27 protein-coding genes are annotated in these 26,870 nt (G+C 50.0%); 8 read left to right on the forward strand and 19 right to left on the reverse strand.

Features of this window, described 5'->3' with window-relative positions:
- The first annotated feature begins 7 nt into the window (after positions 1–7).
- Positions 8–1,498, forward strand: a complete 1,491-nt coding sequence (locus B153_RS0117125) for a glutamate synthase subunit beta (protein WP_020597962.1) — start codon at positions 8–10, stop codon at positions 1,496–1,498.
- Positions 1,499–1,567: 69 nt separating this feature from the next.
- On the opposite strand, the gene B153_RS0117130 is transcribed toward B153_RS0117125, so the two are convergent.
- Complete coding sequence (locus B153_RS0117130) at positions 1,568–2,278, reverse strand: DUF2461 domain-containing protein (RefSeq protein ID WP_020597963.1); 711 nt, start codon at positions 2,276–2,278, stop codon at positions 1,568–1,570.
- A 219-nt stretch (positions 2,279–2,497) separates the two neighbouring features.
- On the opposite strand from B153_RS0117130, the gene B153_RS0117135 reads away from it, so the two are divergent.
- The 3 genes from B153_RS0117135 (at position 2,498) to B153_RS0117145 (ending at position 3,691) form a co-directional block, all read left to right on the forward strand.
- Entirely contained in the window at positions 2,498–2,881 is a 384-nt protein-coding gene (locus tag B153_RS0117135) for a DUF779 domain-containing protein (protein ID WP_040761589.1), read from the forward strand.
- A 148-nt stretch (positions 2,882–3,029) separates the two neighbouring features.
- On the forward strand, positions 3,030–3,464 hold the full coding sequence (locus B153_RS0117140) for a DoxX family protein (RefSeq protein WP_020597965.1): 435 nt from the start codon (positions 3,030–3,032) through the stop codon (positions 3,462–3,464).
- Complete coding sequence (locus tag B153_RS0117145; RefSeq protein WP_020597966.1) at positions 3,461–3,691, forward strand: hypothetical protein; 231 nt, start codon at positions 3,461–3,463, stop codon at positions 3,689–3,691. Before B153_RS0117140 ends, B153_RS0117145 begins: the two co-directional genes overlap by 4 nt.
- Positions 3,692–3,812: 121 nt before the next feature.
- On the opposite strand, the gene B153_RS0117150 is transcribed toward B153_RS0117145, so the two are convergent.
- The 5 genes from B153_RS0117150 to B153_RS0117170 all read right to left on the reverse strand — a co-directional run bounded on the left by B153_RS0117150 (position 3,813) and on the right by B153_RS0117170 (position 7,822).
- Positions 3,813–4,865 (reverse strand): spore photoproduct lyase family protein, encoded by a 1,053-nt coding sequence (locus B153_RS0117150; RefSeq protein ID WP_020597967.1) that lies wholly within the window; start codon positions 4,863–4,865, stop codon positions 3,813–3,815.
- Positions 4,866–5,011: 146 nt separating this feature from the next.
- Positions 5,012–5,833, reverse strand: a complete 822-nt coding sequence (locus tag B153_RS0117155) for a sulfate/molybdate ABC transporter ATP-binding protein (RefSeq protein ID WP_020597968.1) — start codon at positions 5,831–5,833, stop codon at positions 5,012–5,014.
- Positions 5,830–6,495, reverse strand: a complete 666-nt coding sequence (gene modB, locus B153_RS0117160) for a molybdate ABC transporter permease subunit (protein ID WP_026262230.1) — start codon at positions 6,493–6,495, stop codon at positions 5,830–5,832. Before modB ends, B153_RS0117155 begins: the two co-directional genes overlap by 4 nt.
- 74 nt (positions 6,496–6,569) lie before the next feature.
- Positions 6,570–7,310 (reverse strand): molybdate ABC transporter substrate-binding protein, encoded by a 741-nt coding sequence (gene modA, locus B153_RS0117165; RefSeq protein WP_020597970.1) that lies wholly within the window; start codon positions 7,308–7,310, stop codon positions 6,570–6,572.
- A gap of 5 nt (positions 7,311–7,315) precedes the next feature.
- The gene (locus B153_RS0117170) at positions 7,316–7,822 is read right to left on the reverse strand and encodes a molybdopterin-dependent oxidoreductase (RefSeq protein WP_020597971.1); all 507 of its coding nucleotides are present in this window, start codon (positions 7,820–7,822) and stop codon (positions 7,316–7,318) included.
- Between the two features lie 143 nt (positions 7,823–7,965).
- Here B153_RS0117170 and B153_RS0117175 point away from each other — a divergent pair, with 143 nt between their 5' ends.
- Positions 7,966–8,529, forward strand: a complete 564-nt coding sequence (locus B153_RS0117175; protein ID WP_157634732.1) for a hypothetical protein — start codon at positions 7,966–7,968, stop codon at positions 8,527–8,529.
- A complete protein-coding gene (locus tag B153_RS0117180; protein ID WP_020597973.1) occupies positions 8,526–9,953 on the forward strand; it encodes a glycosyltransferase family 39 protein in 1,428 nt (475 codons plus the stop codon). Before B153_RS0117175 ends, B153_RS0117180 begins: the two co-directional genes overlap by 4 nt.
- Positions 9,954–10,015: 62 nt before the next feature.
- On the opposite strand, the gene B153_RS0117185 is transcribed toward B153_RS0117180, so the two are convergent.
- Positions 10,016–12,685, reverse strand: coding sequence for a cation-translocating P-type ATPase (locus B153_RS0117185; RefSeq protein WP_020597974.1), 2,670 nt, complete (start codon positions 12,683–12,685; stop codon positions 10,016–10,018).
- 225 nt (positions 12,686–12,910) lie between these two features.
- Here B153_RS0117185 and B153_RS0117190 point away from each other — a divergent pair, with 225 nt between their 5' ends.
- The gene (locus B153_RS0117190; RefSeq protein ID WP_020597975.1) at positions 12,911–13,480 is read left to right on the forward strand and encodes an antibiotic biosynthesis monooxygenase; all 570 of its coding nucleotides are present in this window, start codon (positions 12,911–12,913) and stop codon (positions 13,478–13,480) included.
- A gap of 9 nt (positions 13,481–13,489) precedes the next feature.
- On the opposite strand, the gene B153_RS0117195 is transcribed toward B153_RS0117190, so the two are convergent.
- From B153_RS0117195 to B153_RS0117250, 12 genes are all read right to left on the reverse strand, one after another.
- The gene (locus tag B153_RS0117195; RefSeq protein ID WP_020597976.1) at positions 13,490–14,770 is read right to left on the reverse strand and encodes a sensor histidine kinase; all 1,281 of its coding nucleotides are present in this window, start codon (positions 14,768–14,770) and stop codon (positions 13,490–13,492) included.
- Positions 14,771–14,847: 77 nt separating this feature from the next.
- Positions 14,848–16,221 carry a sigma-54-dependent transcriptional regulator gene (locus B153_RS0117200; RefSeq protein WP_026262231.1) on the reverse strand — a complete coding sequence of 458 codons (1,374 nt, stop codon included), beginning with the start codon at positions 16,219–16,221 and terminating at the stop codon, positions 14,848–14,850.
- A gap of 115 nt (positions 16,222–16,336) precedes the next feature.
- Entirely contained in the window at positions 16,337–17,491 is a 1,155-nt protein-coding gene (locus B153_RS0117205; RefSeq protein WP_020597978.1) for an ABC transporter permease, read from the reverse strand.
- 120 nt (positions 17,492–17,611) lie between these two features.
- On the reverse strand, positions 17,612–18,859 hold the full coding sequence (locus B153_RS0117210; protein WP_020597979.1) for an ABC transporter permease: 1,248 nt from the start codon (positions 18,857–18,859) through the stop codon (positions 17,612–17,614).
- A 98-nt stretch (positions 18,860–18,957) separates the two neighbouring features.
- A complete protein-coding gene (locus B153_RS0117215; RefSeq protein ID WP_020597980.1) occupies positions 18,958–19,620 on the reverse strand; it encodes an ABC transporter ATP-binding protein in 663 nt (220 codons plus the stop codon).
- Positions 19,621–19,724: 104 nt separating this feature from the next.
- Positions 19,725–21,170, reverse strand: a complete 1,446-nt coding sequence (locus tag B153_RS0117220; protein WP_020597981.1) for a TolC family protein — start codon at positions 21,168–21,170, stop codon at positions 19,725–19,727.
- Between the two features lie 4 nt (positions 21,171–21,174).
- Positions 21,175–22,434 (reverse strand): efflux RND transporter periplasmic adaptor subunit, encoded by a 1,260-nt coding sequence (locus tag B153_RS0117225; RefSeq protein ID WP_020597982.1) that lies wholly within the window; start codon positions 22,432–22,434, stop codon positions 21,175–21,177.
- A 188-nt stretch (positions 22,435–22,622) separates the two neighbouring features.
- Positions 22,623–22,976 carry a hypothetical protein gene (locus B153_RS0117230; protein ID WP_020597983.1) on the reverse strand — a complete coding sequence of 118 codons (354 nt, stop codon included), beginning with the start codon at positions 22,974–22,976 and terminating at the stop codon, positions 22,623–22,625.
- Positions 22,977–23,059: 83 nt separating this feature from the next.
- Positions 23,060–23,704: a carbonate dehydratase gene (gene can / locus B153_RS0117235; protein ID WP_020597984.1), complete on the reverse strand. Its 645-nt coding sequence runs from the start codon at positions 23,702–23,704 to the stop codon at positions 23,060–23,062.
- Positions 23,705–23,854: 150 nt separating this feature from the next.
- Complete coding sequence (locus B153_RS0117240; protein ID WP_020597985.1) at positions 23,855–24,247, reverse strand: hypothetical protein; 393 nt, start codon at positions 24,245–24,247, stop codon at positions 23,855–23,857.
- 266 nt (positions 24,248–24,513) lie between these two features.
- A complete protein-coding gene (locus B153_RS0117245) occupies positions 24,514–25,869 on the reverse strand; it encodes a sensor histidine kinase (protein ID WP_020597986.1) in 1,356 nt (451 codons plus the stop codon).
- A complete protein-coding gene (locus tag B153_RS0117250) occupies positions 25,866–26,561 on the reverse strand; it encodes a response regulator transcription factor (protein ID WP_020597987.1) in 696 nt (231 codons plus the stop codon). Before B153_RS0117250 ends, B153_RS0117245 begins: the two co-directional genes overlap by 4 nt.
- Before the next feature lie 75 nt (positions 26,562–26,636).
- Between B153_RS0117250 and B153_RS0117255 the strand changes: the two genes are divergently transcribed.
- The coding region (locus B153_RS0117255; protein ID WP_020597988.1) for a helix-turn-helix domain-containing protein at positions 26,637–26,870 on the forward strand (234 nt) is incomplete at its 3' end.

Here is a 26,870-nt window from a genome sequence, read left to right on the forward strand (position 1 = left end):
AAGTAAAATGGGAAAACCTACCGGATTTTTAGAGTTTGCGCGTGAATTACCCAAAAAGCGCGCTGCACAGGATCGAGTACACGATTACAAAGAAATTGAAGTCCCTCACTCCGAACAGGATTCGCAACGGCAGGCTGCTCGCTGTATGGACTGTGGTACGCCTTTTTGTCACAGTGGCTGTCCGTTGGGCAATATCATTCCTGAATTCAACGACGCTGTTTACGAGCAGAACTGGGCCTACGCCTATGAAATTTTAAGCTCGACTAATAACTTCCCGGAATTTACAGGCCGCATCTGCCCGGCTCCGTGCGAAGCGTCGTGCGTATTGGGTATCAACAAACCACCCGTTGCCATCGAATTCATCGAAAAGTCGATTGCCGAGGTTGCCTTTGAGCGAGGCTATGTCACCCCAAAAACGCCTAAAGAGCGAACAGGCAAACAGGTTGCCGTTGTAGGCTCTGGCCCTGCTGGCTTAGCGGCTGCGGCTCAGTTGAACAAAGCAGGCCATACGGTAACCGTTTTTGAACGCGCTGACCAGATTGGCGGGCTGCTGCGATACGGTATTCCTGATTTCAAACTCGAAAAGTGGACCATCGACCGTCGTATAGCGGTTATGGAAGCCGAAGGGGTTACATTTAAAACGGGAGTTAATGTAGGGGTTGATCTGAAAGCGAACGATCTGCTGAATGATTTCGACCTGATCATGCTCACCGGCGGCTCAACTGTGCCGCGCGATCTACCCATTAAAGGCCGTGAGCTGAAAGGTATTTACCCGGCCATGGAATTCCTGAGCCAGCAAAATAAACGGGTAGCTGGCCGTCCGGTAGAAGTCGATCACCGTGGTGTTCAATATGGCGATGGCGACCTATTTGCCACTGATAAAAACGTGGTGGTCATCGGTGGTGGGGATACTGGTTCCGACTGTGTGGGTACGTCGAATCGGCACGGAGCCAAGAGCGTTACGCAAATTGAACTGATGCCGATGCCTCCGAAAGAGCGAGCCGAAAGTACGCCCTGGCCCAACTGGCCAATGATGCTGCGGACCAGCACTTCACACGAGGAAGGTTGCGATCGGCACTGGTCGATCAATACGAAAGAGTTTATTGGCGATGAAAACGGTAACCTGAAAGCGCTTCGGATTGTAGACCTGACCTGGAAAAACGAAAATGGTCGGATGCAAATGGTCGAACTGCCAGGCTCGGAGCGCGATATTCCCTGCGAACTGGCGTTGCTTGCGGCTGGGTTCCTTCACCCACAACACAATGGACTGCTTGATGACCTCGGGCTTGAGTACGACGAGCGTGGAAACGTAAAAGCGCATAACTACCAGACAACGACAAATCCGAAAGTATTTGCTGCCGGCGATATGCGCCGTGGGCAATCGTTGGTCGTCTGGGCAATCTCTGAAGGCCGCGAGGCCGCTCGGCAGGCTGATAGTTACCTCATGGGTGATAGTCAGCTCGAAGCCAAAGCGGTATCGCTGGTCGCTGTTGAGTAATCTTCTCCTTTTAATAGCTAAAAAGGCTCACCATTAAAACGGTGAGCCTTTTTTTATGATTGGAACAGCCTATAACGTAATCGATTCTTCTTTTTCGTCGTAGAACAGGTAATTCAACAGGTCGCAATAGGGTTTGATAATGCGGCATCCCTTTACAATTTCATCGACGAAATTGGGTTTAAGCACGTCTTTATCGGTATAGCGATGCATGAAGAAAAGCTCTTTCCGGCGTAACAGCTCAATTTCAGGGTGATCGGCCGAATAGCCTTTGGGCATGACTTTTAGGGTTTCGCCATGCGCTTCTGGAAAATAGGCTTTGAATTCAGGAGCTTCGATAATGTCTTTCAGTTCCTGGGCATTATAATCTACTTCCTGCCGGAATTTCGCCAGATTGGCGGGCGTTGGCTGCCACATCCCTGCCCCCAGAAACGACTGGTTATCAGGCTGGATATGCACATAATAATCGATACGTCCCGAATGCCGCCCTCCAGGCCCAATCGCAAACGCCAGATTGGATTTGTAAGGGGCTTTGTCTTTTGAAAAGCGGATGTCGCGGTTGATCCGAAATATGCAGTCTTTGGGCGATGTGTTTGCCAGCGGTTCAAAAGGGCTCAGTTCTGCCAGAACCCGTTCGGTAACGCCTACAAGCTCTGCTTTAGCCGCATCGTAGCGGCTGCGATTTTCCTGAAACCAGTCTCTGTTGTTATTTTGAACCAGTTCACGCATGAACTCCAGCGTGGCCGCTGTAAAGGTAGATTTTGATGCCGATTGCTTTGCCATAACTCGCCAAAGGTACAATAGAACCCTGATTTTTGTGCGTGCTGAAGCTCATTATATTTTAAGTAAAACATACTGATATGCCTGATGTATCAACCCTAACCAACTCCCATACAGGTACTGTCATTCCGCTTTAATAGGATTCTGCATGTATTTGAGAGAATAATGCTGGCTTTTTTGTAAGATACCCACAAAATTTGTTGTAAATCTCAGCTTATTTCTATGAACCGTATCGATTGCACACCGGCTGCTACCCATGTTATTGACCAGTTAATAGCCCAGCACGGCCCGCTAATGTTCCATCAGAGCGGTGGGTGCTGCGATGGCTCCTCACCCATGTGCTACCCCGTCGGTGATTTTATTATCGGCTCATCAGACGTATGGCTGGGTCAAATTCATAATTGTGACTTCTGGATGTCGCAGGATCAATTTGAATACTGGCAACATACGCACCTGACCGTTGATGTAACGCCCGGACGCGGGGCCAGTTTCTCGCTGGAAATTCCAATGGGTGTCCGGTTCATCATCCGGTCACGATTATTTGAGCCCGAGGAGATGGCGAAGCTAACACCAGTACATATCGGTCCCTTCGAAGAAATACGCTAAGGTTTGTTTACTACGAACGATCTACTTCCGGCCACAAAGTAAAATTAGATTAATCCACCAAAAAATAGAACTAATAGACTGACAGCCAGCTTGCTTTAACGGTATTCTATCTGTAGATTCGGTTCAGAATCACTAACCGCTTACAGATATGAACCTACTAACGCGCATCGAGCATTGGGGCGATAGCCATCACCCCGCCTGGACCGACGCCCTACGGATTATGCTGGGCATTATCCTGATCCTGAAAGGAATCAGTTTTATTAGTGACACTACGTATCTGAACCAACTGGTCGGAGGGGTCCATTTTGGGCTTTTTCCGGTTATGGCCGTTCATTATGTTGCCTTTGCGCACCTGATGGGCGGCTTCCTGATCATGCTGGGGTGTTTGACCCGTCTGATGTGCATCCTTCAACTGCCCATTCTGGTTGCGGCCGTTTTCTTCGTCAATATTCGTCAGGGATTTTCCCCCCTGAACTCTGAACTGTGGTTATCGTTGATCGTACTGGGCCTTTTACTGGCCTTTACGGTGCTGGGGTCTGGGCGCTTTTCGATGGACGAGTACGTTAAACAACACGCCCATTGAGACGTTATTGGTTTGTTTATAAACCAATCAACGTTATTGCAGACAAAACCCTGGAAAAAGTAGAAAAGGAATACGAAGGCCAGCGCATTACCGGCAATCAGGATAATGGCACTGGTCATGGGAGCAAAGGAAACGGCCGCAGTTCGGTATCACATAAAAGCTCATCAAAAGGCAGTAGCAGTGCTGGTGGCTCGACAGGCGGCAGCAAATCTGGGCGTAGCAAGTAAGATCGGGATTTAGCTGATTTATGGATTAGCTGGATTTTGCACTTAATCGCTTCAAAGAAGGGTTAAACAAAATCGGATTAATCTATAAATCAGCTAAAACCCGCCGGCCCGGCGGAGCGGTTTAGAATATATACCGGATCTGGCACCAGGGGATTTCTTCCTGAACGAGTCGCTCAAAAATCTCGATCATTTTACGCTTCAACTGGTGCTGATAGCGAATATTCCAGCCACCAAACTGACTTACCTTACTCTCCTGTAATTCAGGCATCCACAGCAATTCTTCAGCCTTTGGGTTAATAGCCAGATTGGCCTGATGCTGCCATTGGTTATGGGTCAGAAAAATAACTTCACATTTAAGCTGTTGACGAACTTCCGGGCGTAGGGCAGCATCGAGTTGTCGAAACAGATCACGGTAATCATTTCGCCAGGCCTTTCGGTCGCCGTCGGGTCCGGCATAAACAATAACGGGTGAGAAATTGACGTGTACTTCATAACCGGCGTCATAAAAATCATTGATGGCCGCGAGTCGTTTCTCAATACCATCGGTACGTACATCGACCAGTTTACTCACGTGAGCAGGCATCAAACTGAACCGTATTCTCACTTTTCGCTGTGGATCGACATTCAGCATTTCCCGATTCACAAACTTCGTCGCAAATGTTGCCTTAGCTCGTGGATGCGTCCTATAAAAATCGAATACCTGCTGAATACCATCCGTCAAATCATAGTCGACCGAGATATCCGAATTGCAGCCAATATCGTAGGTATAAAACAGATCGTCGGTTTGGTTTGGCACTTTGGGCCAGGGCAACGTGCTGATCTGCTCCTTGACTGAGGCCATGTTTTCGTCAATATTGGTGAAAAGCGTGATCGGATTCACCGTTTTATGACGATCAACGTAGCAATACGTACAACCACCAAAGCAGCCGTTTGCCAAACTAGGCGCAATGTAATCGGCACTACGCCCGCTCCATTTAATGTCCTGTGTTTTTAGCCGACCCAGCACCAGTACATTGGATTTAATCTTGAAATGATTCAGACCCAGGTCGGGCAGACGATTGTGCTGCTTCACTTCCAGAGTTTCCGCTTCAGGAAATTTAGCCAACACCGCTTTCCCCTGGCTATTCAGAGAATCGGTCGTATACAGGATCAATGAGGGATTAAAATCGGGCATGAAAATACGTTGAGGGTATATCTACTTAACGCGATAACCAGTTGCTTAGTTCATCACCATTCAGACATAAAACAACTGACTATCAAACAGTTGAAACCAAAAACACCTAACTCAAAAATGCGTTTGCTATGCCCCAATCAATTGAACTAATTTGCAGTGCGTACCAGGATAAGATCCCCCACCCGCTGCTGCCCCCAGGCTGGATTAGTTGATTGAAGCTGCGTGGTGACTGTCTGGATTATCCACTGTTGGTGTTCTTCATGGTAAGCTATATGGAGTATAGGTTCCATCACTTGAGCCGATACCGCTTTATCCATAGCACGCTCATCCAATTGCACCTTCCCCTGAACGATCCGAATCACCCGGTTGGCCATAATCTGGGCATCCTGAGCGTGGTGACTCACCAGCAGGGTTGTGGCTTGCCATACCTGATGAAGTGCGGAAAGAACCTGTCGAAGCGATTCACTGGCCTGCGTATCCAGGGCAGCAAAGGGTTCATCGAGCAATAGCACCTGCGGCCGACGAACCAGGGCGCGGGCCAGGGCTACCCGCTGCCGTTGCCCGCCCGACAACTGGGCTGGTTTCTGATGCATAAACGTACCCAATCCCGTCCTATCGATCAATTCTTTCACAAAGGCCGGATCGCCTTTAGGGGCGGCAAATTGAATCGCTTCCTGTACGGTCATATTCGGGAAGAGCGCCGTATCCTGAAATACATAGCCAATGGAACGTTTTTGAGGGGGAAGGTCTACGCGCTGTTGGGTATCGAACCAAACATGCCCATCGACCACAATACGTCCAGAACTTGGTGTTTCCAGGCCAGCCACCAGGCGAAGCAGGGTTGTCTTACCGGCCCCTGATGGCCCGGTTAACACTGTTAGACTCCCTGATTCTAAGCTAGTTCGTATCGTTAACTCCCCAGGCCCCTCCGTAAATAATCGCGGCATTGTCAGGTCGATTTCGATCATACCGTTACTCGTTTATTGACAAAGTAGACCAGCAGTAAAATAGCAAACGATAGAACCAGCAGTAGTGCAGCATACGTATGGGCCGTTTGAAAATGGAGCAACTCGACCTCATCGTAGATCGCAATCGATGCAACCCGGGTCTGACCCGGTAAATTACCACCTATCATCAGGACAAGCCCAAACTCCCCGATCGTGTGTGCGAACGTCAGCACGATACCCGTCAATATGGCCGGTTTACAATTGGGCAGCAATACCCGCCACAGCGTCCGACCCGGCGACTGCCCCAGCGTATAAGCTGCTTCGCGCCAGGATACCGGCAGGTTTTCGAGCCCCGCCTGAATCGGATGTACCATAAAAGGTAAACTGTACAGTAGTGAGGCTACCACCAGCCCCTCGAACGAAAAAACAAGCTGCAGGTTCAGGTGATGCAGTAACCAGGCACCAAAATCACTCGTTGGACTAAAGGCCAGTAATAGATAAAAACCGACTACAGAAGGGGGCAATACGAGCGGCAGACTGATGATGGCTTCAAGTACGGGCTTTAGGCGAAAACGACTCAAAGCCAGCCAACTGGCCAATGGTACACCAATCAGCAACAGCAGCATGGTTGTGATGCCAGCAAGTCGTAATGTCAGCCATATAGGTTCCCAGTCGATGGGCATCATATGCAAAGAAAAATGGGAAGAAAACCCAAATGGAGGAAAGATTCAGACAAAATTCGTATTCCTTTTTCGCTTTATTCCGTCTGTTTATAACCAAATTTCTGCAAAATACGCCGAGCGTCCGGGCTACGCAAAAAGGTCAGGAACTGTTCAGCCGCTTTCGTCTGGGTTGTTCGTTTCAGCACGACGACCCCTTGTGCAATGGGTGCATAGCCTGTTTGTGGCAAGTCGACCCAATGGCCCCGTTTGGCAAGGGTTGGGTCCATTACTACCGATTTGGCTGTAAAGCCAACTTCGGCAGCCCCGGAAAGGATGTATTGATTTACCTGTGAAATACTTTCGCCATACACGATTTTGGCCTGTATTTTATCCAGCCATTTTTTCGCTTTCAAATAGCCAATGGCTGCTTCACCATAAGGCGCTGTAGCCGGATTCGCTATGGCGATGTGCCGCACTCCGGGGTTCGACAATACAGCCAGGGTAGCGGATACCGGCAGCTCGCCCGCTGTCCAAAGTACCAATGAGCCATACGCATATACAATCGGAGCGGCTGTGGTCAAATTTGCTTTGTAGAGCGTTTGCGGATACGCCATATCGGCTGACAAAAAAACATCGTACGGTGCCCCTTGCTGAATCTGGGTAGTCAGTTTACCCGAAGAGTTGACAATCATTTCGAGCGGAACCCCCGTTTTTTTCTGGAAAGCCGTCTTAAGCTCCTCCATGACAAACTGCGCATTCGCGGCTACTGCTACCCGAAGCGGCTGCCCCCAAAGCAGATACGGGCAAAGCAAAAGACAGACAAGTAGTTTTTTCATTCAAGTTAGTTGGCAACCTTTACCTCGATTCGTTTTACCTGCCGAACCCACCGGGCCATTTTTTTTTCTCCGGGCACAACGAGTCGATACGGACCGACAGCATTATCCAGGGGCTGCCCATCAACACGATCGACGAGAAGAATAGACTGACTGGCAAATTCAGGGTCGAATTCGGGCAGGGCAAACACCACTTCATACGCATCAGCCGCTTTAACAACCACATAGTTTCGCAGGTTTTTCCCACGTAATTGCCCCCCTAATGGAGCCCCGGCCTGCTTAAGCAGTTCTGATACGGGTACTCCCGAATACTGATGTTCTTTTTCATCATGATCTCTGGCAGTTACCGTAGTATGCGGCATCGCCTGTAAATCAGCAGCCTGCAACGTCAGAGGTTTAGTAACCTCGCCCGAGATGGTCAGCACAGTTTGGGCTTTACTGCTTAGGCATACCATAACCAATGCTGCAACCGACGCTATTCGGCCTGTGCAATTTCGTAAACGTAACTGATTCATGCGCGTTACTACCCAATCGTTATATCTGCACAAACATAACGATTGTTTTGCTTCGATTTATCCGAATGTGTCAATTTTGGGCTCTATCTTAGCTTAATCAGATTGCCAGTGGCGTTTCCATGAATTCGTTTGCATGCCGGATTATGAATCAAAAAAATCGTTTTTACCAGTTCATTCAGTTTATCTATCTGGCAGGTAGTTGTTTGTGCTTACTCCTATGGCTCTGGCTCCCGAAAAATCGGGATTGGCTGACATCGACCGTTGAGCGATTTTACACACAACGGCAACGGCTATCCAATCAGACGAGTCTTTCTACGCGCCTGCAGGAAGGTTATGGAGATGCCTACACGTTCACATCCCTTATCCAGCAGCGATGCGGCCCCGACGATTATTTTCTGATTCCGCCCCAGCAATACCTGATCCGGAATGCCTGGCAGCAGGGCAAATCAACCGGATACGTCTGGTTGTATCCGAGTGTGCTCTATTATCATCTGGGCAAATCGGTTCATCTGATCGACATGACCGCGCCGGATTCGCTGCTTCAGCGAGCCACGCATACGTTTTGGGCTTACGATAACAAGCTCTTTTTACTGACCTTCAAACCACACAATCGACCACTGGTTATCAGCGTATTTCGCCAATACGATCCGCATTTCTTCGCTTACACTCCCGATCAGGCACGTCGGTACAAGCGTTCCAAACCATGAGTTTTTCCATTTTTTTCGTACTCTTTACACAGTTCCTCATCGGTTTCGGCGTGATAACCTATCTACGTCCGGCGACCAACGGCTATAGTTTACTGGGGCTGTCCATGCTTGTGGGTGTAGGGATTAGTTCGGGCTTACCGTTCGCGCTCGAATTTATGCGCCTGCCCATTGCCCGAACGCCCCTATTTTTCGGACTAGCCCTACTAGCTGCCATATCGCTTGTCGGGTTACGGCATCGTAGAGCCTATCTGCAACCCCTTTTCACCCGATCACACCTTACGATCCGATTCAGTGAGTTACCCTTTCTGGCATTCTGGGGTTATCTCCTGTTTATCAGTGCCTGGAAATGTGCCTGGTATCCCAATCTTCCCTTCGATACCATCGTTGGGCCTGATCTGGTCGCCACCTTTGCCGTTAAAGAACACACACTGGTCTCATCCGTTTTTACCAGTCATCTGCCATCGGTATCTGTCTTCAGCAACCAGCCTTTCTATGCCCCCTTTACAGCGATGCAACAGATCGTGTATCTCCTGGCTGCGGATGGAGTTGGCTGGTTTGCATTCGGAAAATTATGGCTAACGGTGCTGGTGGTTGCGTTTGGGCTGTTTTTCTATGCCGAACTGCGCGAACGTACTCACCCTGTACTGGCAGGCTTACTCGTAGCCATTCTGGCCTGCAGCCCGGAATTATTTGCGTATACATTTCTTGTACAGACCGATTGGGCCAATGCTGCTTTTTTTGTGACTGGGGTCATGCTTTTGCACTCGTATGGGCAAACCAAGCAGCGAGGAACTTTCATAGGAAGCCTGCTTTTTCTGGCGCTCGCGTGCTGGACCCGTACCGAAACCATTTTCTTCATACCCATCGGCTCACTGCTGATCGTGGGCCAGACGGGGCATGCCCGAAAAATCCTGGCGATTCGTGACGCAGCCATTCTTCTGCTGGTTTGCTCCCTCCCTGTGGTGTTCTGGAACTACGGGTTCTTACGGGGTTATGTCCCTCTTCCCTCCCACACCCATTTGGGTGTAGCCCACACGGTACCAGACCACTATTTCCAGAATCTGCTGGCCATTTACCAAGGCATGGCCGAGCAGGTCGTTTTTCACGACACCTACTGGAACTACTCAGTGTATGTATTCCTGGGAATCGCAGTTGTAAACCTGTTCCTCTTTCGCGATCGCCGAGGGTTGCCCCTTTTATTCTGGATTCTCGGTTTGTATGTTCAGTTTGGTCTGCTAATCCTCCATGTTGAAGGAGCCAATATTCCCTTTACATTCCGGCGAGGGTTCTTTAAAATCCTGCTGCTGATGTACGTTTATCTGGGTTCAAGTTCGTTGCTCCGATGGCTATCGGGTCGTTTGTTGTCTTGGGAGGGGCAATCGCTAGCGAATGATTCTGCTCAACAGCCCCGAAAAACGGCTTGATCCCGTATGAAGTACGTAGACAGGAAGACTAGACATTCGTTCACCCCATACAGCCATTCGGATTACTTCATCATCCTGGCCAATAGTCGCACAAGCTGAATCAACAGGACGGGAGCAAAACCAGCCGCCAGAATCAACCCGAATTCGGTGGTAGTCATGGGTTGAATATTGAGCACCTCGTGCAGTACGGGTACAAAATACGTGAATGCAAGAATGGCCAGGCAAAGCATCTGAGCATACCAGACATAGCGATTCCGCGTGATTTCATTGATGAAAAACGACCGCTCAGAATGCAGGTTGAACACATGCATGAGTTGGGTAAATGATAAAGCGTAAAAGGTTAGGTTGTTGCCTTCATCCTGGCTAAGCCCCAGCAGCCGGGTACCTATCACATACGTTCCCAGTACAGAAGCCGTCATCGCCAGCGCATAGAGTACCACCGTCTGCCAGTCGCGGGTGTCCATAATCGGCGTTTTCGGATCTCGGGGTGGCCGTTCCATCAGGCTGGCATTTTCGCGGCCAACCCCCAGCGCCAGGGCAGGGAAAACATCGGTGACAATATTAATAAACAAGATCTGCAACGGTAATAACGGCGTTCCGACATTCAGGAAACCGGCAAACGTAACCACGAAAATCTCGCTCAGATTACACGACAGCAGAAACAACACGAACTTGCGGATATTCTCAAAGATGACCCGCCCCTGCGCAATAGCGGCTACAATCGACGTAAACGAATCATCTTTCAGCACAATATCGGCCGTTTCGGCCGCCACCTGTGTCCCCCGTAAGCCCATCGCAATGCCAATGTCCGATTTCTTGAGTGCAGGCGCATCGTTCACTCCATCACCCGTCATCCCTACAATGTTGCCTTCGTGCTGGTACAACTCGATCATATCGAGTTTCTGGGCCGGACTGACCCGGGCAAATACCCGACAATTGAGCACGTTCTGTTTCTCATCGACCCTAAGTTGATCGATCGGCTTGAGATCTTTTCCCGTCAGAACGATTTCTTCGCCCGGTTCAATCAGTTTCACTTTTGAGGCAATGGTCAGGGCGGTAGCCGGATGGTCGCCGGTAACCATGATTACCTTGATACCCGCTCGTCGGCAGGCTTCAAGCGATGGTGTCACTTCGGTTTGTGGCGGGTCCAGAAACCCGATCAACCCCAGGTAGGTCAGGTCTCTATCGGCAAAATCATCACCAGGTCGGGTCGTTTTATCGATTTCACGGTAGGCAAAAGCCAGGGTGCGTAATCCATCGGCCGCCATCTTTTCGGCTATTTCGTACTGCGCTTTCCGGGCTTTTTCGTCCAGAGAAACCGACCGATTCATCACCTCTTCGACGGCTCCTTTTACGGCTACTATGTATCGGTCCTCATGCTCGTGCAGGGTACCCATCATGCGTGTATCGGAACTGAACGCTTTTTCGGCCCGGCGTGCATATTCCAGGTTGATCGCATCAGGGTTCAGTCCGACAGCCCTCGCAAATTTCAGCAGAGACACGTCTACCGGGTCGCCCACTTCGCGGAAGTTCCCATCGTCATCATCATACTCGGCATTGTTGCAGAGCACGCCAACCTGAACCAGTTTCTGAAATACGTCTGAATCCGTTATCTCGCTGTTGCCAGCGATAACCTGTAGGTTTTTAGTTCCCTCCTCCACCTGCACTTCGGCCCACAGGTTGGGCAGTTGTATCGTATTGACCTCAATCCGATTCTGGGTTAGCGTGCCCGTCTTATCCGTAAAAATCACATTCGTGCCTCCCAGCGTTTCGACCGCCGAGAGTCGTTTGACAATCACTTTCTTATTCGCCAGTCGCAACATGCCGTATGCCAGCGCGATGGTAGCCACTACCGACATGCCTTCCGGTATAGCCGCGATGGCCAAGGCCAGCGCCGTTTCGACCAGGCGAAGGGGCTCCTCTCCCCGAATCAGTCCGACAATCAAAAACAGAACCGCCAGGCCCACCGTCACCCAGATCAGCACATTAGCCAGCGCATCGAGCTTTTCTTCAAGCGGTGTGGCCGACCGCTTGGCCTCTTCAACCATCGTGGCAATCTTACCCAGTTCGGTCTGTTGGCCAATCCCTGTTACAATAGCCCGTCCATTACCGTCCGTTGCGGCTGTACCTTTAAACAACCGATTGTGCTGATCGCCAAGGGGCGCATCATCGGCTGGTATCTGTGTATTTTTATTGACAGGCAGCGACTCCCCCGTCAATGCCGATTCATTGACCTGCAATTGATTGACCTGAAACAAATTCGCATCGGCCGCTACCAGGTCTCCCGCTTCAACCACCAGTATATCCCCAACGGTTACGTCTTCGGAGGCAATTTCACGCACATGTCCATCGCGCAACACCCGGGCGGGGGTACTGTCCAGCTTTCGAAGGGCATCCATCGACTGCCGGGCGTTCCATTCCAGCCCAAAACCCGTTACGGCATTGATTAACAGTACCACTAGTATAGCCACACCCTCGACGGTATCGCCCAGAAAGAAGGAAATCCCTGCCGCAGCTACCAGTATGTAGACAATGACGCCCGTAAACTGGCGCAGCAGGATCGTTAAGGCACTTTCACGTTTGGTTTCCTGCAACGCATTTGGCCCAAATTCTTCCAGCCGGGAGCGAGCCTCATCGGCAGTTAGCCCTTTCCTGGGATCGGTCGCCAGATTATCAAAAAGTTGTTTGAAATCAAGTTGATGCGGGTTGTGGAGTATGGTGAGCTTTGGCATAATTAAGCGGTTAGGAAGGTGAAGCAAAGTACTATTTTTAATCTCATTTTAATATAACCCCATGCTTCTTTCTCCAATTAATACTAGCCTCGCTCAGGATAACCCTATTGAGCTATAGAGAATACTTCTATATTTAATCAGCCAGTCCAATCCGAATGGCTTTTGACTTCTTTCACCTATTTTAAGGACCCAGTCAAAAACTTTTTACATAAATTACGTTCTGCCATGCCAGCCGGTATCCCCATTGAACTAGATAGTGCCGTCACGACAATTATCATTCAGCGCCCGTTTAAGCAGCAAGTTGAAGCGTATGAGGAATGGTTGAAGGAAATTGTACCGCTGGCTCAGTCGGCACCCGGCCATCGGGGCGTAAATATCATCAGGCCGCATGGATCTAGCGATGAATACACCATCGTTCTGCACTTTTCATCGGAAACAAATCTGCGTAATTGGCTGGAGAGCGATACCCGCCGACGACTGATTGAGAAGGTTCGCCCTCTACTTAACACGGACGAAACAATTGACATAAAAACAGGCCTAGAGTTCTGGTTTACGCCACCCAAAGCCATCAGTAAAGCAGCTCCACCCCACAAACAATTTCTGATTACGCTGTCGGCCATTTATCCCCTTTCGATGCTTGTGCCCTGGCTTCTCTCGCCTGTTTTCTCGGCCGCGCCTTCTTTATCTACGCTGTTTATTAGAGCATTGCTAACCAGCGCGGTCATTGTCGGTCTTATGACCTTCGTTATTATGCCCCGGTATGTTCGACTGGTAGCCAAATGGCTTTTCCGCTAGGGTGGTGATTTAAGGGAATTCAATGAGAAACTCGGTCCAGCCGTCGGGTTTAGTCTGGAGAGAGAATTGAACGTGGTGATTCAGTAGGATTTCGCGGGTTACGGTCAGGCCAATTCCCTGTCCGTCGGGTTTGGTACTGTAGAACGGATTGAACAGATTAGTCGCTGCTGATTCGGGAATCGGGTGGCCGTTATCGCGAATCAGCAGCGCATTAGCCGTTGCGATTACTTCAATCTGGTTGCCCGATTCAGAGGCTTCGAGTGCATTCTTGATCACATTGACCAGCACCTGTTCAATCTGTTCAACATCGACGGATCGAGGGTTGGCACTACGTGCATAATAGGTCAGGCTAACCTGTTTCCCCTCGGCTTGTTGCTGCATCAGTCGCACGACATTTCGGGCAATTTCGCTGACATCGGCAACTTGTCGCTGGGGTTGCGGTAGCCGTACCACATCGGCAAATCGACGCATAAAGTGGTTCAGCCGTTGGTTCCGTTCGACAGCTACACGCAAGGCATGCTGCACATCGGGTTCATCGACATACGACTGCGTAACGCCCAGGATGGAGTTGACGGCCCCAATGGAGTTGTTCACCTCGTGAGCCATCATCCGAATTACCTTACTGTAGGCATTTTTTTCGGTCGCCAGGATTTCCGGCGTCAATTCTTCAATGATCAGGAACGAACGCCGAAACCCCCGGTCCATAAAATTCGATCGCAGTACTTTGTAGGTTTCAATGCCATTTGGTTTCATCACACGCGAATCTCCATCGGTCATATCGGCCATTTGCGCCAGCAGCGAAAACCCAATCTGATCCAAAGGTTTGCCCACTACATCGTCAGGCTCTACCGAAAGCAGTTGACAGGCTCGCGGATTGATGGACGCAATCTGCCCATCGAAATCGAATATCAGAATGGCAATCGGGGCGGCTTCGATCAGTTTTTCCAGAAAAAACTGCTGTTCGATCTGTCGGGTACGTTCCTGCCGTAGCTGATCAATCATCAGATTATATACCGATATGAGTTCATCAACCTCCTGATTGCCCGTCGGCACAAATTTGACGGTAAAGTCTTTATCCCGAATGGCTTCAATCCCCGACGCGATAAATTCGGACGGCTGCTGAAACTGTCGGTAAATGCTGACAGCTATGTAGATGGACAGCAACAGGCCCAATTCACTGGCAATAAATACGGGTTTATCCTGCTGCAAAAGCTTATACAGGAGCCCACCGATAGCCAGGTGAACAGCAATGATATACAACAGGTATCGGGTTCGAAAGCTTATGTACATGGGCAGAGGGATAAGGGCAGGGGGCAGAGGGCTTGGGGATAAAATTGACGCTTTCCCTCTTTCCTTACCCCTTTGCCCTATGCATCTTCGTATGGAATGCCAAATTTCTCCAATCGGCGGTAGAGTGCAAAACGAGTGATCCCCAGCGCCCGCGCTACTTTTGCCACCCGGTTCTGGTGGAAGGCCATAGCTCGCTGAATCATCTGGTATTCCATTTCCTCCAGCGTCATAGCGCCAACTTCTGGCAGCGAGCGAGGAGTCAGTTGCTGGTCATTGGCCTTTTGGGGAAGGTTGCGCTCGAAATCGTCGGGTTGGAGTTCGTCGTTGGATGCGAGGAGAACGGTACGCTCTACCACATTTTTAAGCTGCCGGATATTTCCCGGTAATGGCAGGTTCTTGAGCCATTTCTGGGCAGCAGCGCTAACCTGTAAATCGGGCCGATTGTAAATGGTTTTTAGATTGTTGACAAAGTAATTGACCAGTAAGGGTATATCACCGGGGCGCTCCCGAAGCGCAGGCAATTGAACGGTAATCAGGTTGATGCGGTAGAAGAGGTCTTCCCGAAACTGCCCTTTACTGACCATCTCTTCCAGATTCCGATTGGTCGCACAGATGACCCGTACATCGACCGTACGGGATTTACTGCTACCCAACGGCTCGAATGTCCGGTCCTGCAACACCCGCAGCAGTTTTACCTGGCTGGCGGGGTCAAGATCGCCAATTTCATCCAGAAAAATGGAGCCTTTATTGGCCAGTTCGAACCGCCCCACCCGGTCCGTTTTGGCATCGGTAAAGGCACCCCGTACATGCCCGAAGAGTTCACTTTCAAACAGCGTGGCAGAAATACCCCCCAGATTGACTTTCACAAACGCCTGTCGTTTCCGACGGCTATTCTGGTGAATGGCTTCTGCAATCAACTCCTTCCCGGTTCCACTTTCGCCCGTAATCAGTACGGGGGCGTCGGTTGGCGCTACCCGTCCGATAGTTGTCAGGATGCCCAGCAGGTTAGGGTCTTCCCCAACGATATTTTCAAACTCAAACTGCTGATCGAGCTTTCGGCGGTTGGGGGATGCTGGCGTGGGCTGGGCCAGATTCAGGGCAGTCCGCACCGATTGTACAATGTGTTCATTTTGCCAGGGCTTGGTAATAAAATCTTTGGCCCCGGCCTTCATGCCTTCTACTGCCAGGTCGATACTTCCCCAACCTGTTATCAGAATCACCGGCACATTGGGGAGCCGCTCCCGAATCCGGCGCAACAACCGCAGCCCATCATCCCCCGAGGTATCGACCGAAAAATTCATGTCCAGCAGAATAGCTTCCGGGATCTCCTGCTCCAGCACGTCGAAGGTCTCGAACGGTCCATCGGCCAGGCGAACCGCGAAGCCCTCCTTTCGAAATAAGAGCGAAAGAGACGTTTGAATGGCAATATCGTCGTCGATGATAAGGATCATAGAATTGTTTGTGTAGAGACGCATACCCTGCGTCATCTAACCGGATGGTTTTAGGTCAGCTAGTTTACGGGTGCTTGCAATGGCTGACACAAAGGAGACGCAAGGTATTGCGTCTCTACTCCTCATGCAAAGCTACGGCGGGTTGAATCAGGGCTGCCTGACGGCTTGGAAATAAAGCGCAGAGCGTAACGATACCATAAATAACTCCGACGGCGATCAGGATAGCCGTGACATAAACTCCGGTCGCCAGATCGAACACATTAAGAATCGGAAATTGTGCCGCAAAGAGCAACCCGATCAGCAGGGCAAAGGTAGCTAATACCCAGATTTCACCGATGAACTGTGACGATATACCGCTACCCGTAGCACCAATGGCCCGACGTAAGCCGATTTCGCCCCGACGCTTGGCAATGCTCAGGTTCAGGACACCGAACAATCCCAATGCCACATTGATCAGTAAAAACCCGGATATAATGGAGGCAATAATCACGGGTACCATCACCAGATTATGCTGATTTTTTCGGGAGTCGGTCAGGTAGTCGACTTCTACACTCCAGCCTTTTACCATGGTGGCAATATCTTTTACCACTTTGGCTTCGAATACGGCATCCGTTCCGGGCTTTACCCGTATGAGCATGGTGTTGTTCCAGGACTCTTTCGCGTTTACCAATTCAAAATAGGCGGGTTTATTCGACATAAATTCTCCTTTAGCCTTGAAGTTATCAACCACACCCACCACTTTGAACTTTTCGGCAACCACTTTGCCCAACGCATTTTCGTCGCCAAATAGCCCCTCTTTCGCCTTCTGATTGATCACAATGGGCCAGTATTTGCCAACACTGTCGGTATGCCGAAACCACCTGCCTGCAACGACGGGCATTTCGAGCGTTTTAGCGAAATTTTCATCAGTTGTGTAATGATCAGCTAATACATTTCGCTTGTTGTATTCAATGCCATTGTTCATCTGATTGGCCGAAAATGGAAAATTACCACTCATTCGCGTCACTGACTCTACTTCCGGATAAGCCTTCAAACGCTGAACGATTCGCTGGACTTTATTGGCGAGCTCAGTCGTATCCTGGTTTGTATTCAGGCCAATTGCCCAAACGCGTTCGTAGGAGAAGCCCAGCGGCTCGCGATAATTTCCGACATTCACGACGATCAGCGTTGCCAGACCAAATAACACCATAAACGAAGCCCAGATTTCGACAATAAGCAGCATATGGGCCTTCTTCTTGTTCCAGATGAGTTTTAAGAGATGTTGTAGCATGAGAATAGAATGATTGACTGGTTGAATGGTTGAATGATTGAATGATTGACTGGTTGACTGGTTGAATGAAACAGGAGGCCCTTTTTTATTCAATCATTCAACAAGTCAATCATTCAATCATTAAGATTTAAGCGCTTCGGCAATGGTAAGTTTCGACATACGAAGGGCGGGCAGTACGCCCGACAGAAAACCGAAAATCAAACACACGAGCAAACTGATCAGAAATACGCTCAGATTGATGGTCAGGTCGGCATAGGCAATCCAGCCGCTGCTATTGATGAACTGGATGATCACACCCGTGAGCAACAGAGCAATGGCCCCACCGATGAACGTGATGAATATGTTTTCGATGATAAACTGCCACACCAGCGTACGGATGGGTGCCCCGAAGGCTTTCCGAATACCGATTTCCGACCCCCGTTCCATAATACGGCTGACGTTCACGTTGACCAGGTTGATGGCTGGCAAACCCAGTAGCATAAACAGCACGAAGAAGAGAATGCCAAAGAAAGCGGTTTTCAGGCCGGGCCCACCATCCATAATCGTTCCGATAAAATTTTCAGCATAGGGCTCTGCTTTTATCTCTATGGTCGAGTATTTCCAGCCGTTTTCTACTCCTGGCACCGGAATGCGACGGGCTCGCTCCTGAAACTCCTCCTGAATGGCTGGAATGTCTGATTTCTGTTTAGCCAGAACAATACTCACAAAACCTCCCCTCAACCCATTCTGCTGGTAATTACTTTTGGGGGCCGTATACGGAAAATACACGTCGGCATACGAAAAGGGCCGAGTAGCCGGACTGCCTTTTACTACACCAATGACTTTGTAGTTAATATTCTCGATGTCAATTGTTTTGCCGATGACCGATTCACCTGTACTCTCAAAATAATTCTTTTTCAGCTCATCGTTGATCACAACCACGTATTCGCCATTGGCAATGTTCTGTTCGTTATAAGGCTTTCCTTCCAGAAACTCAAAATCCATGATCCGCCAGAAATCGGCATCCGTAAATTTGGTATTGAGCTTGATTTTCTGCGACCCTACGTAGGCATTGGAGCTATTGACAAATGTGCAGATGGTTACGCGTTCGGGTGTTTTCAACGATTTCACATACTCTGTCAGAAACTTAAAGCTCATCGGTCCCGAACTCTGCCCCGTCTGGGCCGAATCCCGTTGTACCATACTCATAATATAAACCGAGCGATCTCGATTCGTTTCGGGGTAATGGCTCCCGAAAATGTGGTCGAGAAACGACGTCAGCACCATCAGTACTGTCAACGTCAGACTAATGCCAAAAAGCGTGATGAACGTATAGAACGGATGCCGCAGCAAGACCTTCCAGGCGATTTTTATGTAATTAGCGAACATAATTTTGAGTGATAGAATGACTGAATGAACGAATAATTGAGTGGTGAAATGATTTTGCGTCAGCTATTCAATCATTCTATCACTCAATCATTCAACATCTATAGGACCTGCGTTCCGTCGAACAACCGTACCAGCCGGTGCGTACGTTTGGCCATTTGTTCATCGTGGGTTACCATTACGATGGTAGCCCCGTCGTTGTTGAGTTGCTGGAGAATGGCCATGATTTCGTTACCCATCGCACTGTCGAGGTTGCCCGTTGGCTCATCGGCCAGTATAATGTCGGGATTACCGACGATGGCGCGTGCGATAGCCACCCGCTGTTTCTGTCCACCCGACAATTGTTTCGGAAAATGCTTCATGCGGTTGCTTAGTCCTACTTTCGTCAGGGCATCTTTCGCATAATCCTGACGCGGACGACCGTTGGCCGAGCGGTACAGCAGCGGAATCTCTACGTTGTCGAGTACCGACAGGTCATTGATTAGATGGAAGCTTTGAAAAATGAAGCCGATCTTCTGATTTCGGAGCTTTGCCAGTTCTTTGTCGCGGTATTGCGTAACGGCCTGCCCGTCGATCTCGACCGTTCCTTTCGAAGGCTCATCCAACAGCCCCATCACGTTCAGGAGCGTACTTTTGCCACAACCCGACGGCCCCATGATGGAGACAAATTCACCCTTTCGGATATTCAGGTTGATGTTGTTCAGGGCCAGCGTCTCGATGGTGCTGGTCCGGTAAACTTTTTCGATGTTTTGGAGGTGTATCATATTTTTTGGGGGAGGAAGGAGGAAAGGGACGAGAAGGAAGTACGGATTACAGGGTAAGGTATTTATATCTTCCTCCCATTCGTCCCCCTCCTCCCTTTCCTCCTTCATTTTATTTTCTGGTTTGTTTCAAAATCGTATAAGGTCAATAAACGCAGGGTGAAATAGGCTTGCCAGAAATCACGCAGCGCAAGAATCGCATCGCGACGGGCGCGATCTTTTTCCTGGGTTGCGATGCTTAAATCGGTTACACTCAGGTCACTTAACTTAAATCGATCCTGGGCAATCTGGTAGCGGCTCTGTCCGATCTGATCGGCCTGTGCCGTTAGGGTCACCTGTTGCCGAAGCATCTGGAGAAGGGTCACCTGGGTAAAAATCTCCTGTTCAAAGGTCAGCTTATCCTGCTCTACGGTTTGATGCGTCAATTCGCGGTTGGCTTTTGCCGTTTCGACCGTTGCCTGCGCCCGTCCCCAGGTCATTATAGGTAAGGTAAACTGCAATGAAATGTATTCGCGATTCTGCGGTTTTACGTAAATATCACCCAAATTCGGCCCTTGATTCGACAGGCCATACCCCGCCGTCAATAGCGCGTTCAGGCCGTTATTTTTGCGGGCTTTGTCCAGATCACGGTCGGCTTCCAGTTGCCGACGCCGGAAAGCGATCGCAGCCGAACGATTGGATGTTGCTTCGTCGAGCGCCCGCTTCACATCGACAGTCAGCATGGGAAGCTGACTCGGGATCACCAGTTCGAACGGCCGATCATCCCGTGCACCGATAAACGTTTTCAGTTTCAGCGAAGCGACGGCCGCCGTTTGTCGAGCCGATGCCAGGTCTTTTTCGGCATTCAATACTCCCATTTGCAACTGCAACAGGTCGTTCTGCGAAATCCGGCCCAAATCCAGTTTATGGAGCGCAATTCGATAAAGCGTGTCGTTATTGGCCCGGTTCGTTTCGGCAATTTGCAAATTGACCTGAGCCACTAGCAAATCGAAATACAAGGTTGTAGCCGATAACGAAACCTGTTCCAGGTTTTCAAGAAGCTGTTGATTTCCTTCGGCATAGAGCAGCGGCTGTATCCGACGGTCCCACCGCATCACATTGAATTGAAAAAGCGGCTGGTTCAGCCCAATACCAAACGGGACGCCATTATAGAGGGTACTGTTCTGGATAAAATTGTCGAACCGCTGGATCTGCTTCTGGATAAATAGGGTTCCGCCCGTAGGGGCTATTGTCTGGCTGAGCGACAAATTCAACGTTGAGTTGTTGTACGAAACGGGTTCGAATCGAATGTTGCCATCGGGCTGCACCACCTGCACATACGAGCGGGTAAAATTCGGCAAGGTTCCGTCCAGGCTAAGCTGGGGCTTGAACTGAGCCAGAAACGAACGGTACGACCAGACATTGGTGCGCTGCTGGGTAGCGGCCCGCTTGGAAGCTACCGACTGACTTTGCGCCAGTTGCAATACTTCGTTCAGGGTCACTACCTGCGCCTGGCCAAACGTTTGCCCCGTTATCACCAGCAAGCCGAAAAGAAAGTAATAGATACGGTTCATACGGCTAACGTTTCGGGCTAATGGTGATCTCTTCCAGATGTTCGTACTCGCTCAGATCGGTCAGAATGATCTGTTCGCCCGGCTGAATTCCCTGTTTGATTTCGACGAAATTGAAGTTGGAAAGGCCGATGGTGACTTCCTTCCGATGAGCAACCTGACTTCCTTTCGGTAGTACATACACAAACTGCTTCCGCTTCCCTTTAAACGCGGGCCCATTGGCGACACGAACGGCATTGGCTGTACGATCGGTTACGATAAACACATCGGCCTTCATATTGGGTCGCAGGGAGTTATTCCGATTATCCTCCAACTGAATCACGAATTGAACGACGCCATTTTTGACGGCGGGTTTTACCTGTGTTATCTGCCCCCGAAGCGAGGTCTCGTTTATTTTTACAATAACGGGCAAACCCACTTTCACCCGGTCGGCATACACATCTGCACAGGAACCTTCGACCCGAAAACTAGCCAGATCGGCCAGTTTCGCCAGCATTTCTCCCTCGTTGACGGCAGAGCCAATATTCTCATTAACCCAGGTCAGCACGCCCGGCCGATCGGCGATGATGTCGGCCTGTTTTAGTTTATGCTGAAGCTCCCTGACATTCTTTTCCTCGATCTGGGCCTGTATCGTTGTTTCGCGCAGACTTGCCCCCATCGACTGTCGATTGTAATTCAGATCGTTTTCCAGTTGTTTCTTTTCCAGTTCAGCCACACGCAGGGCATTCTCGGATCGGGTTACATCTTCGGTCGTATTTCCACCTACTTTCTGCAAGCGACGGACCCCATCGAGTTCAGCCTTCAGCTTACTGATATTGAGTTGCTTGATCTGATCATTCACCTCGGCATCGTATAGGCTTTTGTTCAGTTTCATCCGCAACTGGTCGATAGCGTTCCGCTTCAGTTCGAGCTGGTCTTTGATCTTCTCCAGTTCAATTTCCGTCAGAGATTTATCGAGGTCGAGGATAGGCTGACCGGGTTTGACGGAGGTGCCGGGGGTGAGCAGCACGCGCCGGATACTGGCTCGAATGGGGCTGGTGATGACCTGTTCGAAGGCCGGAATCACCTCACCCGTAGCATCGAGCGTATTTTCAACCGGGCCGGTATCGGCCGTGGCGACGCGTATTTTTTCAGCTTCGATGGAGGTCTTGAGAGCGTTGCGTGTCCAGGTCAAAGCTACGGCCAGCAAAACAACGACCACCACGCCGATCAGCAGGCTTTTATTCCGGCTTCGGGTTACTACTTCCGGGGCTAGTTCTCGGTCCATTTTCTGTGTTGTCATTCATCTATAGATAGCCAAACAACATGCCAAGCAATAAAACCCTATCAATCAGATTATTAACAAAAAAGCATCCGTAACAATCTGTGCGATTTCGCACAGATTGTTACGGATGCGCACACCCACACTCCTTTCTGTAATTACCTTCTGAAAGGATCTTCACCCAGACAGCCTCGTCAAAGGTGCCGGATGTCGTGCCAGAATCGGCGGATAAACCGCCATTCGTTGGCGGAGATTCCTTTATGTGATCGGGCCACCCGCAGCAGGGTTGCCACAAATCGGCGTTTCAGCCTGTCTGTCAATTCGGTTCGCTTACTGACCAACCGACGCATACCAAAGGCATATGCTTCTTCGGGCGATTCCCGTACATCTTCCCGTAAAAAGAAGCCGTTGAGGGCTACTGAGCCATAGGGCTCTCGGCCCAGTAACGCTTTGGCGGTTTGCATTTCTTCCTGGTGGGGTCGCCCGTCCAACGTAGACAGGGCATAAACGAGGCTGCCTAAGCCGAGTGCGATATCGGGGGAATACATGATTGATGGGAATTAAGTTAAAAAAAGCGAACCAAACGGAATATCGGTTCCCCTGGGTTCGCCACACGATGCACTAGTGTTACTCAGACGTATTCAGGCTCAAGCCGATACACATTGTCGATCACGCTGGAGTCCGTTCGGCTGATGTGTAAATCGTTCAACAGACCTGTTTTTAAATCATATACCATACCGTGTACCTCCAGGGGTTTTCCCTGGCTCCAGGCGTTCTGAACGATGGAGGTGGTTGTAAGGCCGTACACCTGCTCCTGAATATTCAGCTCAACCAGCCGGTCGAGTTTTTTGTGGTAATCGTCAATGGCGTTGAGTTCATCCTGGTGGAGTCGGTACACGTCTTTGATGTAGCGTAACCAGTTGTCGATCAGGCCAACCTGTTTATTTCCCATAGCTACAGCGACCCCGCCACAGCCGTAGTGGCCACATACGATGATATGCTCAACTTCCAGCACGTTTACGGCATAATCCAGTACGCTGAGCATACTCATATCACTATGGATAACCACGTTGGCAATGTTCCGATGAACGAACAACTCACCGGGTAGAGCACCCGTCAGTTTTTCGGCGGGTACGCGGCTGTCTGAGCAGCCAATCCATAAAAATTTAGGCTGCTGCCCGGCCGATAGTTTGTTAAAAAAATCAGGCTTTTGCTCGGTAACTTCCTGAACCCACTTTTTATTATTAACAAATAAGTCCTGATAGGTGCGTGTCATGTTGCTGTCTGAAAATGTGAAAAGAAAAATTAAACAGTCCGTCGAGTCGGTGCATGTTTACAGGCCAGCTCCTACCGTGGGCTACAACCGTTGTAGGAACCAGTCTGTAAACATGGTCAACTTTCGGGCGACGCTTCCATCGACGCGCCGTTAGTTGCCTCCTGTATTACTCTGGTTTTGTTGTACGCTGGAAGCTACGTCCGAATCAGGCGTCCTGGCAGAACGAGGCTCGCTAACACGCTGAATCTTGTAATTCCGAACGGCCAGGTCCATTTCGGGGGTATGTGTCGTTACCACCCCTCCTACCGGCACTGTGCCTGGAGCCTGGTGTTTGTAGCTAAGCATGGCCCCCTGATTCAGAGCGGGCGCTTTAACCGCAACGCCTTTCTTGTCAGCCCATTGACTGGCGGTGGCCGCTTTGTTTGGGTGTTTGTAATTATGCGTTGAGTACGTCACATCGCGACGCAATTTTGAATCATCCTGAGCCGAAGCGTTAAAGATAGTCAGGGTACTTAGGGCAGCTATAACAAGATATTTTTTCATGGCTTTTGTCCGTTTACAATTGGTCAACCTGGCTAAAAACGAGCTTATTATAAGCCGTGCCTGATTGACAGTACAAAGGTCATGAACGGGCGTTAGGCTCGTGTTAGAGCCACATTAGAACGGGATTAGAAATTAAAGCCGGGTATTTACCCCACCCTAAGTCCCTCCCCTGAAATCAGGAGAGGGACTTTACCGTCTTTAGTTTTAAGCCTCTCACCCTCCTGAAGAGGAGTGGGCTCAACAAACCAATCTGTCTTTACCAGCACCTAGTGGGGAAGCGTAACGGTAAACGTAGTACCCGATTCGGCAGAGGATTCGACCTCAATTGTTCCTTTATGGATATGAACGATCCGTTCGGTGAGGGGCAAACCGATTCCATAACCAGGTTGCCCCCCCGCATTGCGCCCCCGCTGAAACGGAACAAAGATCGCCTTGAGCTGATCGGCAGGAATTACAGAGCCCGTATTATGTACTTTCACCTGAACAGAAGCGGCCCCGGCCCATAGGCTCACGGATACGGCCTGGTTGCTGGAGAACTTACACCCATTATCGAGTAGATTGATAAACGCCGTGCGTAATAGGCTCTCATTTCCCAACACCTGCCAATGCCCCTTCGTTAGCTCAGGTATGCTAACCTGAACATTATAAGCCGGGTGAAGTCGCTGAAACTCCAGCCGAATCTGCTCAAGCAGCGTATTGATATGGACAGTTCCCATCGGTAAGGTCGATGAATCCATACTGGCATTGGTCAAGGCCAAAAGTCCGTTGGCCATTCGGTTGAGGCCACGCACGTCGTCCAGTACCGAACGAATCGTGGCCCGCAATTCGTCGGGTTCATCGTCGGCCAGCAGGGAAACTTCCAATTGCCCGGTTATGGCCGTCAGCGGGGTGCGCAACTCATGCGATGCATGCGATACGAACAACCGTTGTAACCTGAACGCTTCTTCCAGCCGATTCAGCATTCGGTTGAAGCGGTGCGCCAACTGAGCCAGTTCATCAGCCTGATCGCCCTCCGGCAAACGTTGCGAGAGATTAAGAGCAGTGATGTCGTCAATTTGCTGATTGATCTGATTGATCGGCTGCAAGGTTCTTCCAGCAAACAAACGACCAGCCACGACCATGAGCCCTGTCATGAGAAACCAGCCAATGCCCAGTAGTTTCCCGAAATTCTGAATCGTCCGCAGGTTGTATGTATCGACGGCGGAGGCTATTATAACAAATGGAATCTGGTCATCGATGAATAACAATCCGACGATCTGGCGTCCACCTTCTTTCCAGTTCACCTGCTTCTGCTTCCGAATCCGATTCAGCGTACCTTCTGTCAGCGTAAGGTAATCCGTACCGCTTTCGTAGACCAACTGATTTTTCTGATTGTAGATAATGATTTCCTCATCGGGCAGTACGGTCAACTGGTTCTTATCCATTAATTTATAGAGCGAAGGCCCGATCCGTTCCCGCCCAACGAGCAGATGCCCCGCCGTCGTGGCTTCGGCCCGTAAGCGATTCTGAAATTCGGTTTCCCGATACCGCTCCGCTACCAGATAAAGCAGCAGACAAAACAAGGCCAGCGCTATGGAAACGATGGTCGTAAAAAACAGGGTCAATCGATTCCGCAGGCTCATTTTTCTTTCAGTACGTACCCCATCCCAATTAGTGTATGAATGAGCTTGTTCGGATAATCCTTATCGATTTTTGCCCGCAAATAACTGACATACACGTCAATGACGTTCGTTCCCGTATCGAATCCAATATCCCAGACGTGTTCGGCAATATCGACCCGCGAAACCACCCGGCCCGCATTGCGCATCAGGTATTCCAGCAAGGCATATTCACGCGCGGTCAGGTCAATGGTTTGTCCATTCCGCCGGGCTACGCGCTCGTGCAGGTCCAGCTCCAGATCGGACACCCGCAAAAGTCGGCCCGGCTCTTCTACCGTAGGCGCCCGGCGCAGGAGTACTTTTACCCGCGCCAGCAGTTCCATAAAATCGAACGGTTTGGCCAGATAATCGTCGGCACCGGCTTCAAAACCCAGCAATTTATCGGCAATGGTATCCAGCGCCGTCAGCATCAGAATCGGCACCTGACTGGGTTGGTTTCGGATGTATTCGGCCAGTTCCAGACCCGTTATATCGGGCAGATTAACATCCAGAATAATCAGATCGAAGCGAGTTTTGGCCAGCAGGCTTTTGGCCTCTTCTCCCGTTGATGCAATGGCTACGGAATACGACTGGGTTTGCAGTCCTTTTTTAATGAACGTCGCTACTTTAGGCTCGTCTTCAACCACTAATAACTGCGCATTCTGACCCGTATTCATACAATCGACGGATAAATTTAAAACTAAGTAAGTAGTCTGCGAAAAATAGTTTGCATTATTTTCTAACTTGCCCTCATGGGCCGAGTAAACACCCCGGGTCTAACCGATACCCAACGGATCGAGTTAGAACGTGAACTGAAAACTAACAACAGCCATAGCTTTCGGATGCGCTGCCAAGCCATCCTGCTCAAAGCGGCTGGCCGTAAATCGAAAGATGTTGCCCAGATTGTGGGTATGTGCCATGTAAGTGTGAACAGTTGGCTGAAACGCTTTAAAACCGATGGACTCCAAGGACTAAAAACTAAACCA

Source organism: Spirosoma panaciterrae DSM 21099 (assembly GCF_000374025.1).
In the GTDB taxonomy this organism is placed as follows: Bacteria; Bacteroidota; Bacteroidia; order Cytophagales; family Spirosomataceae; genus Spirosoma; species Spirosoma panaciterrae.

Excerpts from the sequence above, each read along its gene's own strand:
- B153_RS0117215 (WP_020597980.1), bottom strand. The coding sequence starts at position 19,620 with ATGATACACCTCCAAAACATCGAAAAAGTTTACCGGACCAGCACCATC.
- B153_RS0117150 (WP_020597967.1), bottom strand. The coding sequence starts at position 4,865 with ATGCCCGATTTTAATCCCTCATTGATCCTGTATACGACCGATTCTCTG.
- B153_RS0117135 (WP_040761589.1), top strand. The coding sequence starts at position 2,498 with ATGAACCGTATCGATTGCACACCGGCTGCTACCCATGTTATTGACCAG.
- B153_RS0117190 (WP_020597975.1), top strand. The coding sequence starts at position 12,911 with ATGCCAGCCGGTATCCCCATTGAACTAGATAGTGCCGTCACGACAATT.
- B153_RS0117250 (WP_020597987.1), bottom strand. The coding sequence starts at position 26,561 with ATGAATACGGGTCAGAATGCGCAGTTATTAGTGGTTGAAGACGAGCCT.
- B153_RS0117210 (WP_020597979.1), bottom strand. The coding sequence starts at position 18,859 with ATGTTCGCTAATTACATAAAAATCGCCTGGAAGGTCTTGCTGCGGCAT.
- B153_RS0117245 (WP_020597986.1), bottom strand. The coding sequence starts at position 25,869 with ATGAGCCTGCGGAATCGATTGACCCTGTTTTTTACGACCATCGTTTCC.
- B153_RS0117220 (WP_020597981.1), bottom strand. The coding sequence starts at position 21,170 with ATGAACCGTATCTATTACTTTCTTTTCGGCTTGCTGGTGATAACGGGG.
- modA (WP_020597970.1), bottom strand. The coding sequence starts at position 7,310 with ATGAAAAAACTACTTGTCTGTCTTTTGCTTTGCCCGTATCTGCTTTGG.
- can (WP_020597984.1), bottom strand. The coding sequence starts at position 23,704 with ATGACACGCACCTATCAGGACTTATTTGTTAATAATAAAAAGTGGGTT.
- B153_RS0117140 (WP_020597965.1), top strand. The coding sequence starts at position 3,030 with ATGAACCTACTAACGCGCATCGAGCATTGGGGCGATAGCCATCACCCC.
- B153_RS0117205 (WP_020597978.1), bottom strand. The coding sequence starts at position 17,491 with ATGCTACAACATCTCTTAAAACTCATCTGGAACAAGAAGAAGGCCCAT.
- B153_RS0117175 (WP_157634732.1), top strand. The coding sequence starts at position 7,966 with ATGAATCAAAAAAATCGTTTTTACCAGTTCATTCAGTTTATCTATCTG.
- B153_RS0117155 (WP_020597968.1), bottom strand. The coding sequence starts at position 5,833 with ATGATCGAAATCGACCTGACAATGCCGCGATTATTTACGGAGGGGCCT.
- B153_RS0117230 (WP_020597983.1), bottom strand. The coding sequence starts at position 22,976 with ATGTATTCCCCCGATATCGCACTCGGCTTAGGCAGCCTCGTTTATGCC.
- B153_RS0117200 (WP_026262231.1), bottom strand. The coding sequence starts at position 16,221 with ATGATCCTTATCATCGACGACGATATTGCCATTCAAACGTCTCTTTCG.
- B153_RS0117130 (WP_020597963.1), bottom strand. The coding sequence starts at position 2,278 with ATGGCAAAGCAATCGGCATCAAAATCTACCTTTACAGCGGCCACGCTG.
- B153_RS0117170 (WP_020597971.1), bottom strand. The coding sequence starts at position 7,822 with ATGAATCAGTTACGTTTACGAAATTGCACAGGCCGAATAGCGTCGGTT.
- modB (WP_026262230.1), bottom strand. The coding sequence starts at position 6,495 with ATGCCCATCGACTGGGAACCTATATGGCTGACATTACGACTTGCTGGC.
- B153_RS0117240 (WP_020597985.1), bottom strand. The coding sequence starts at position 24,247 with ATGAAAAAATATCTTGTTATAGCTGCCCTAAGTACCCTGACTATCTTT.
- B153_RS0117185 (WP_020597974.1), bottom strand. The coding sequence starts at position 12,685 with ATGCCAAAGCTCACCATACTCCACAACCCGCATCAACTTGATTTCAAA.
- B153_RS0117195 (WP_020597976.1), bottom strand. The coding sequence starts at position 14,770 with ATGTACATAAGCTTTCGAACCCGATACCTGTTGTATATCATTGCTGTT.
- B153_RS0117125 (WP_020597962.1), top strand. The coding sequence starts at position 8 with ATGGGAAAACCTACCGGATTTTTAGAGTTTGCGCGTGAATTACCCAAA.
- B153_RS0117225 (WP_020597982.1), bottom strand. The coding sequence starts at position 22,434 with ATGGACCGAGAACTAGCCCCGGAAGTAGTAACCCGAAGCCGGAATAAA.
- B153_RS0117180 (WP_020597973.1), top strand. The coding sequence starts at position 8,526 with ATGAGTTTTTCCATTTTTTTCGTACTCTTTACACAGTTCCTCATCGGT.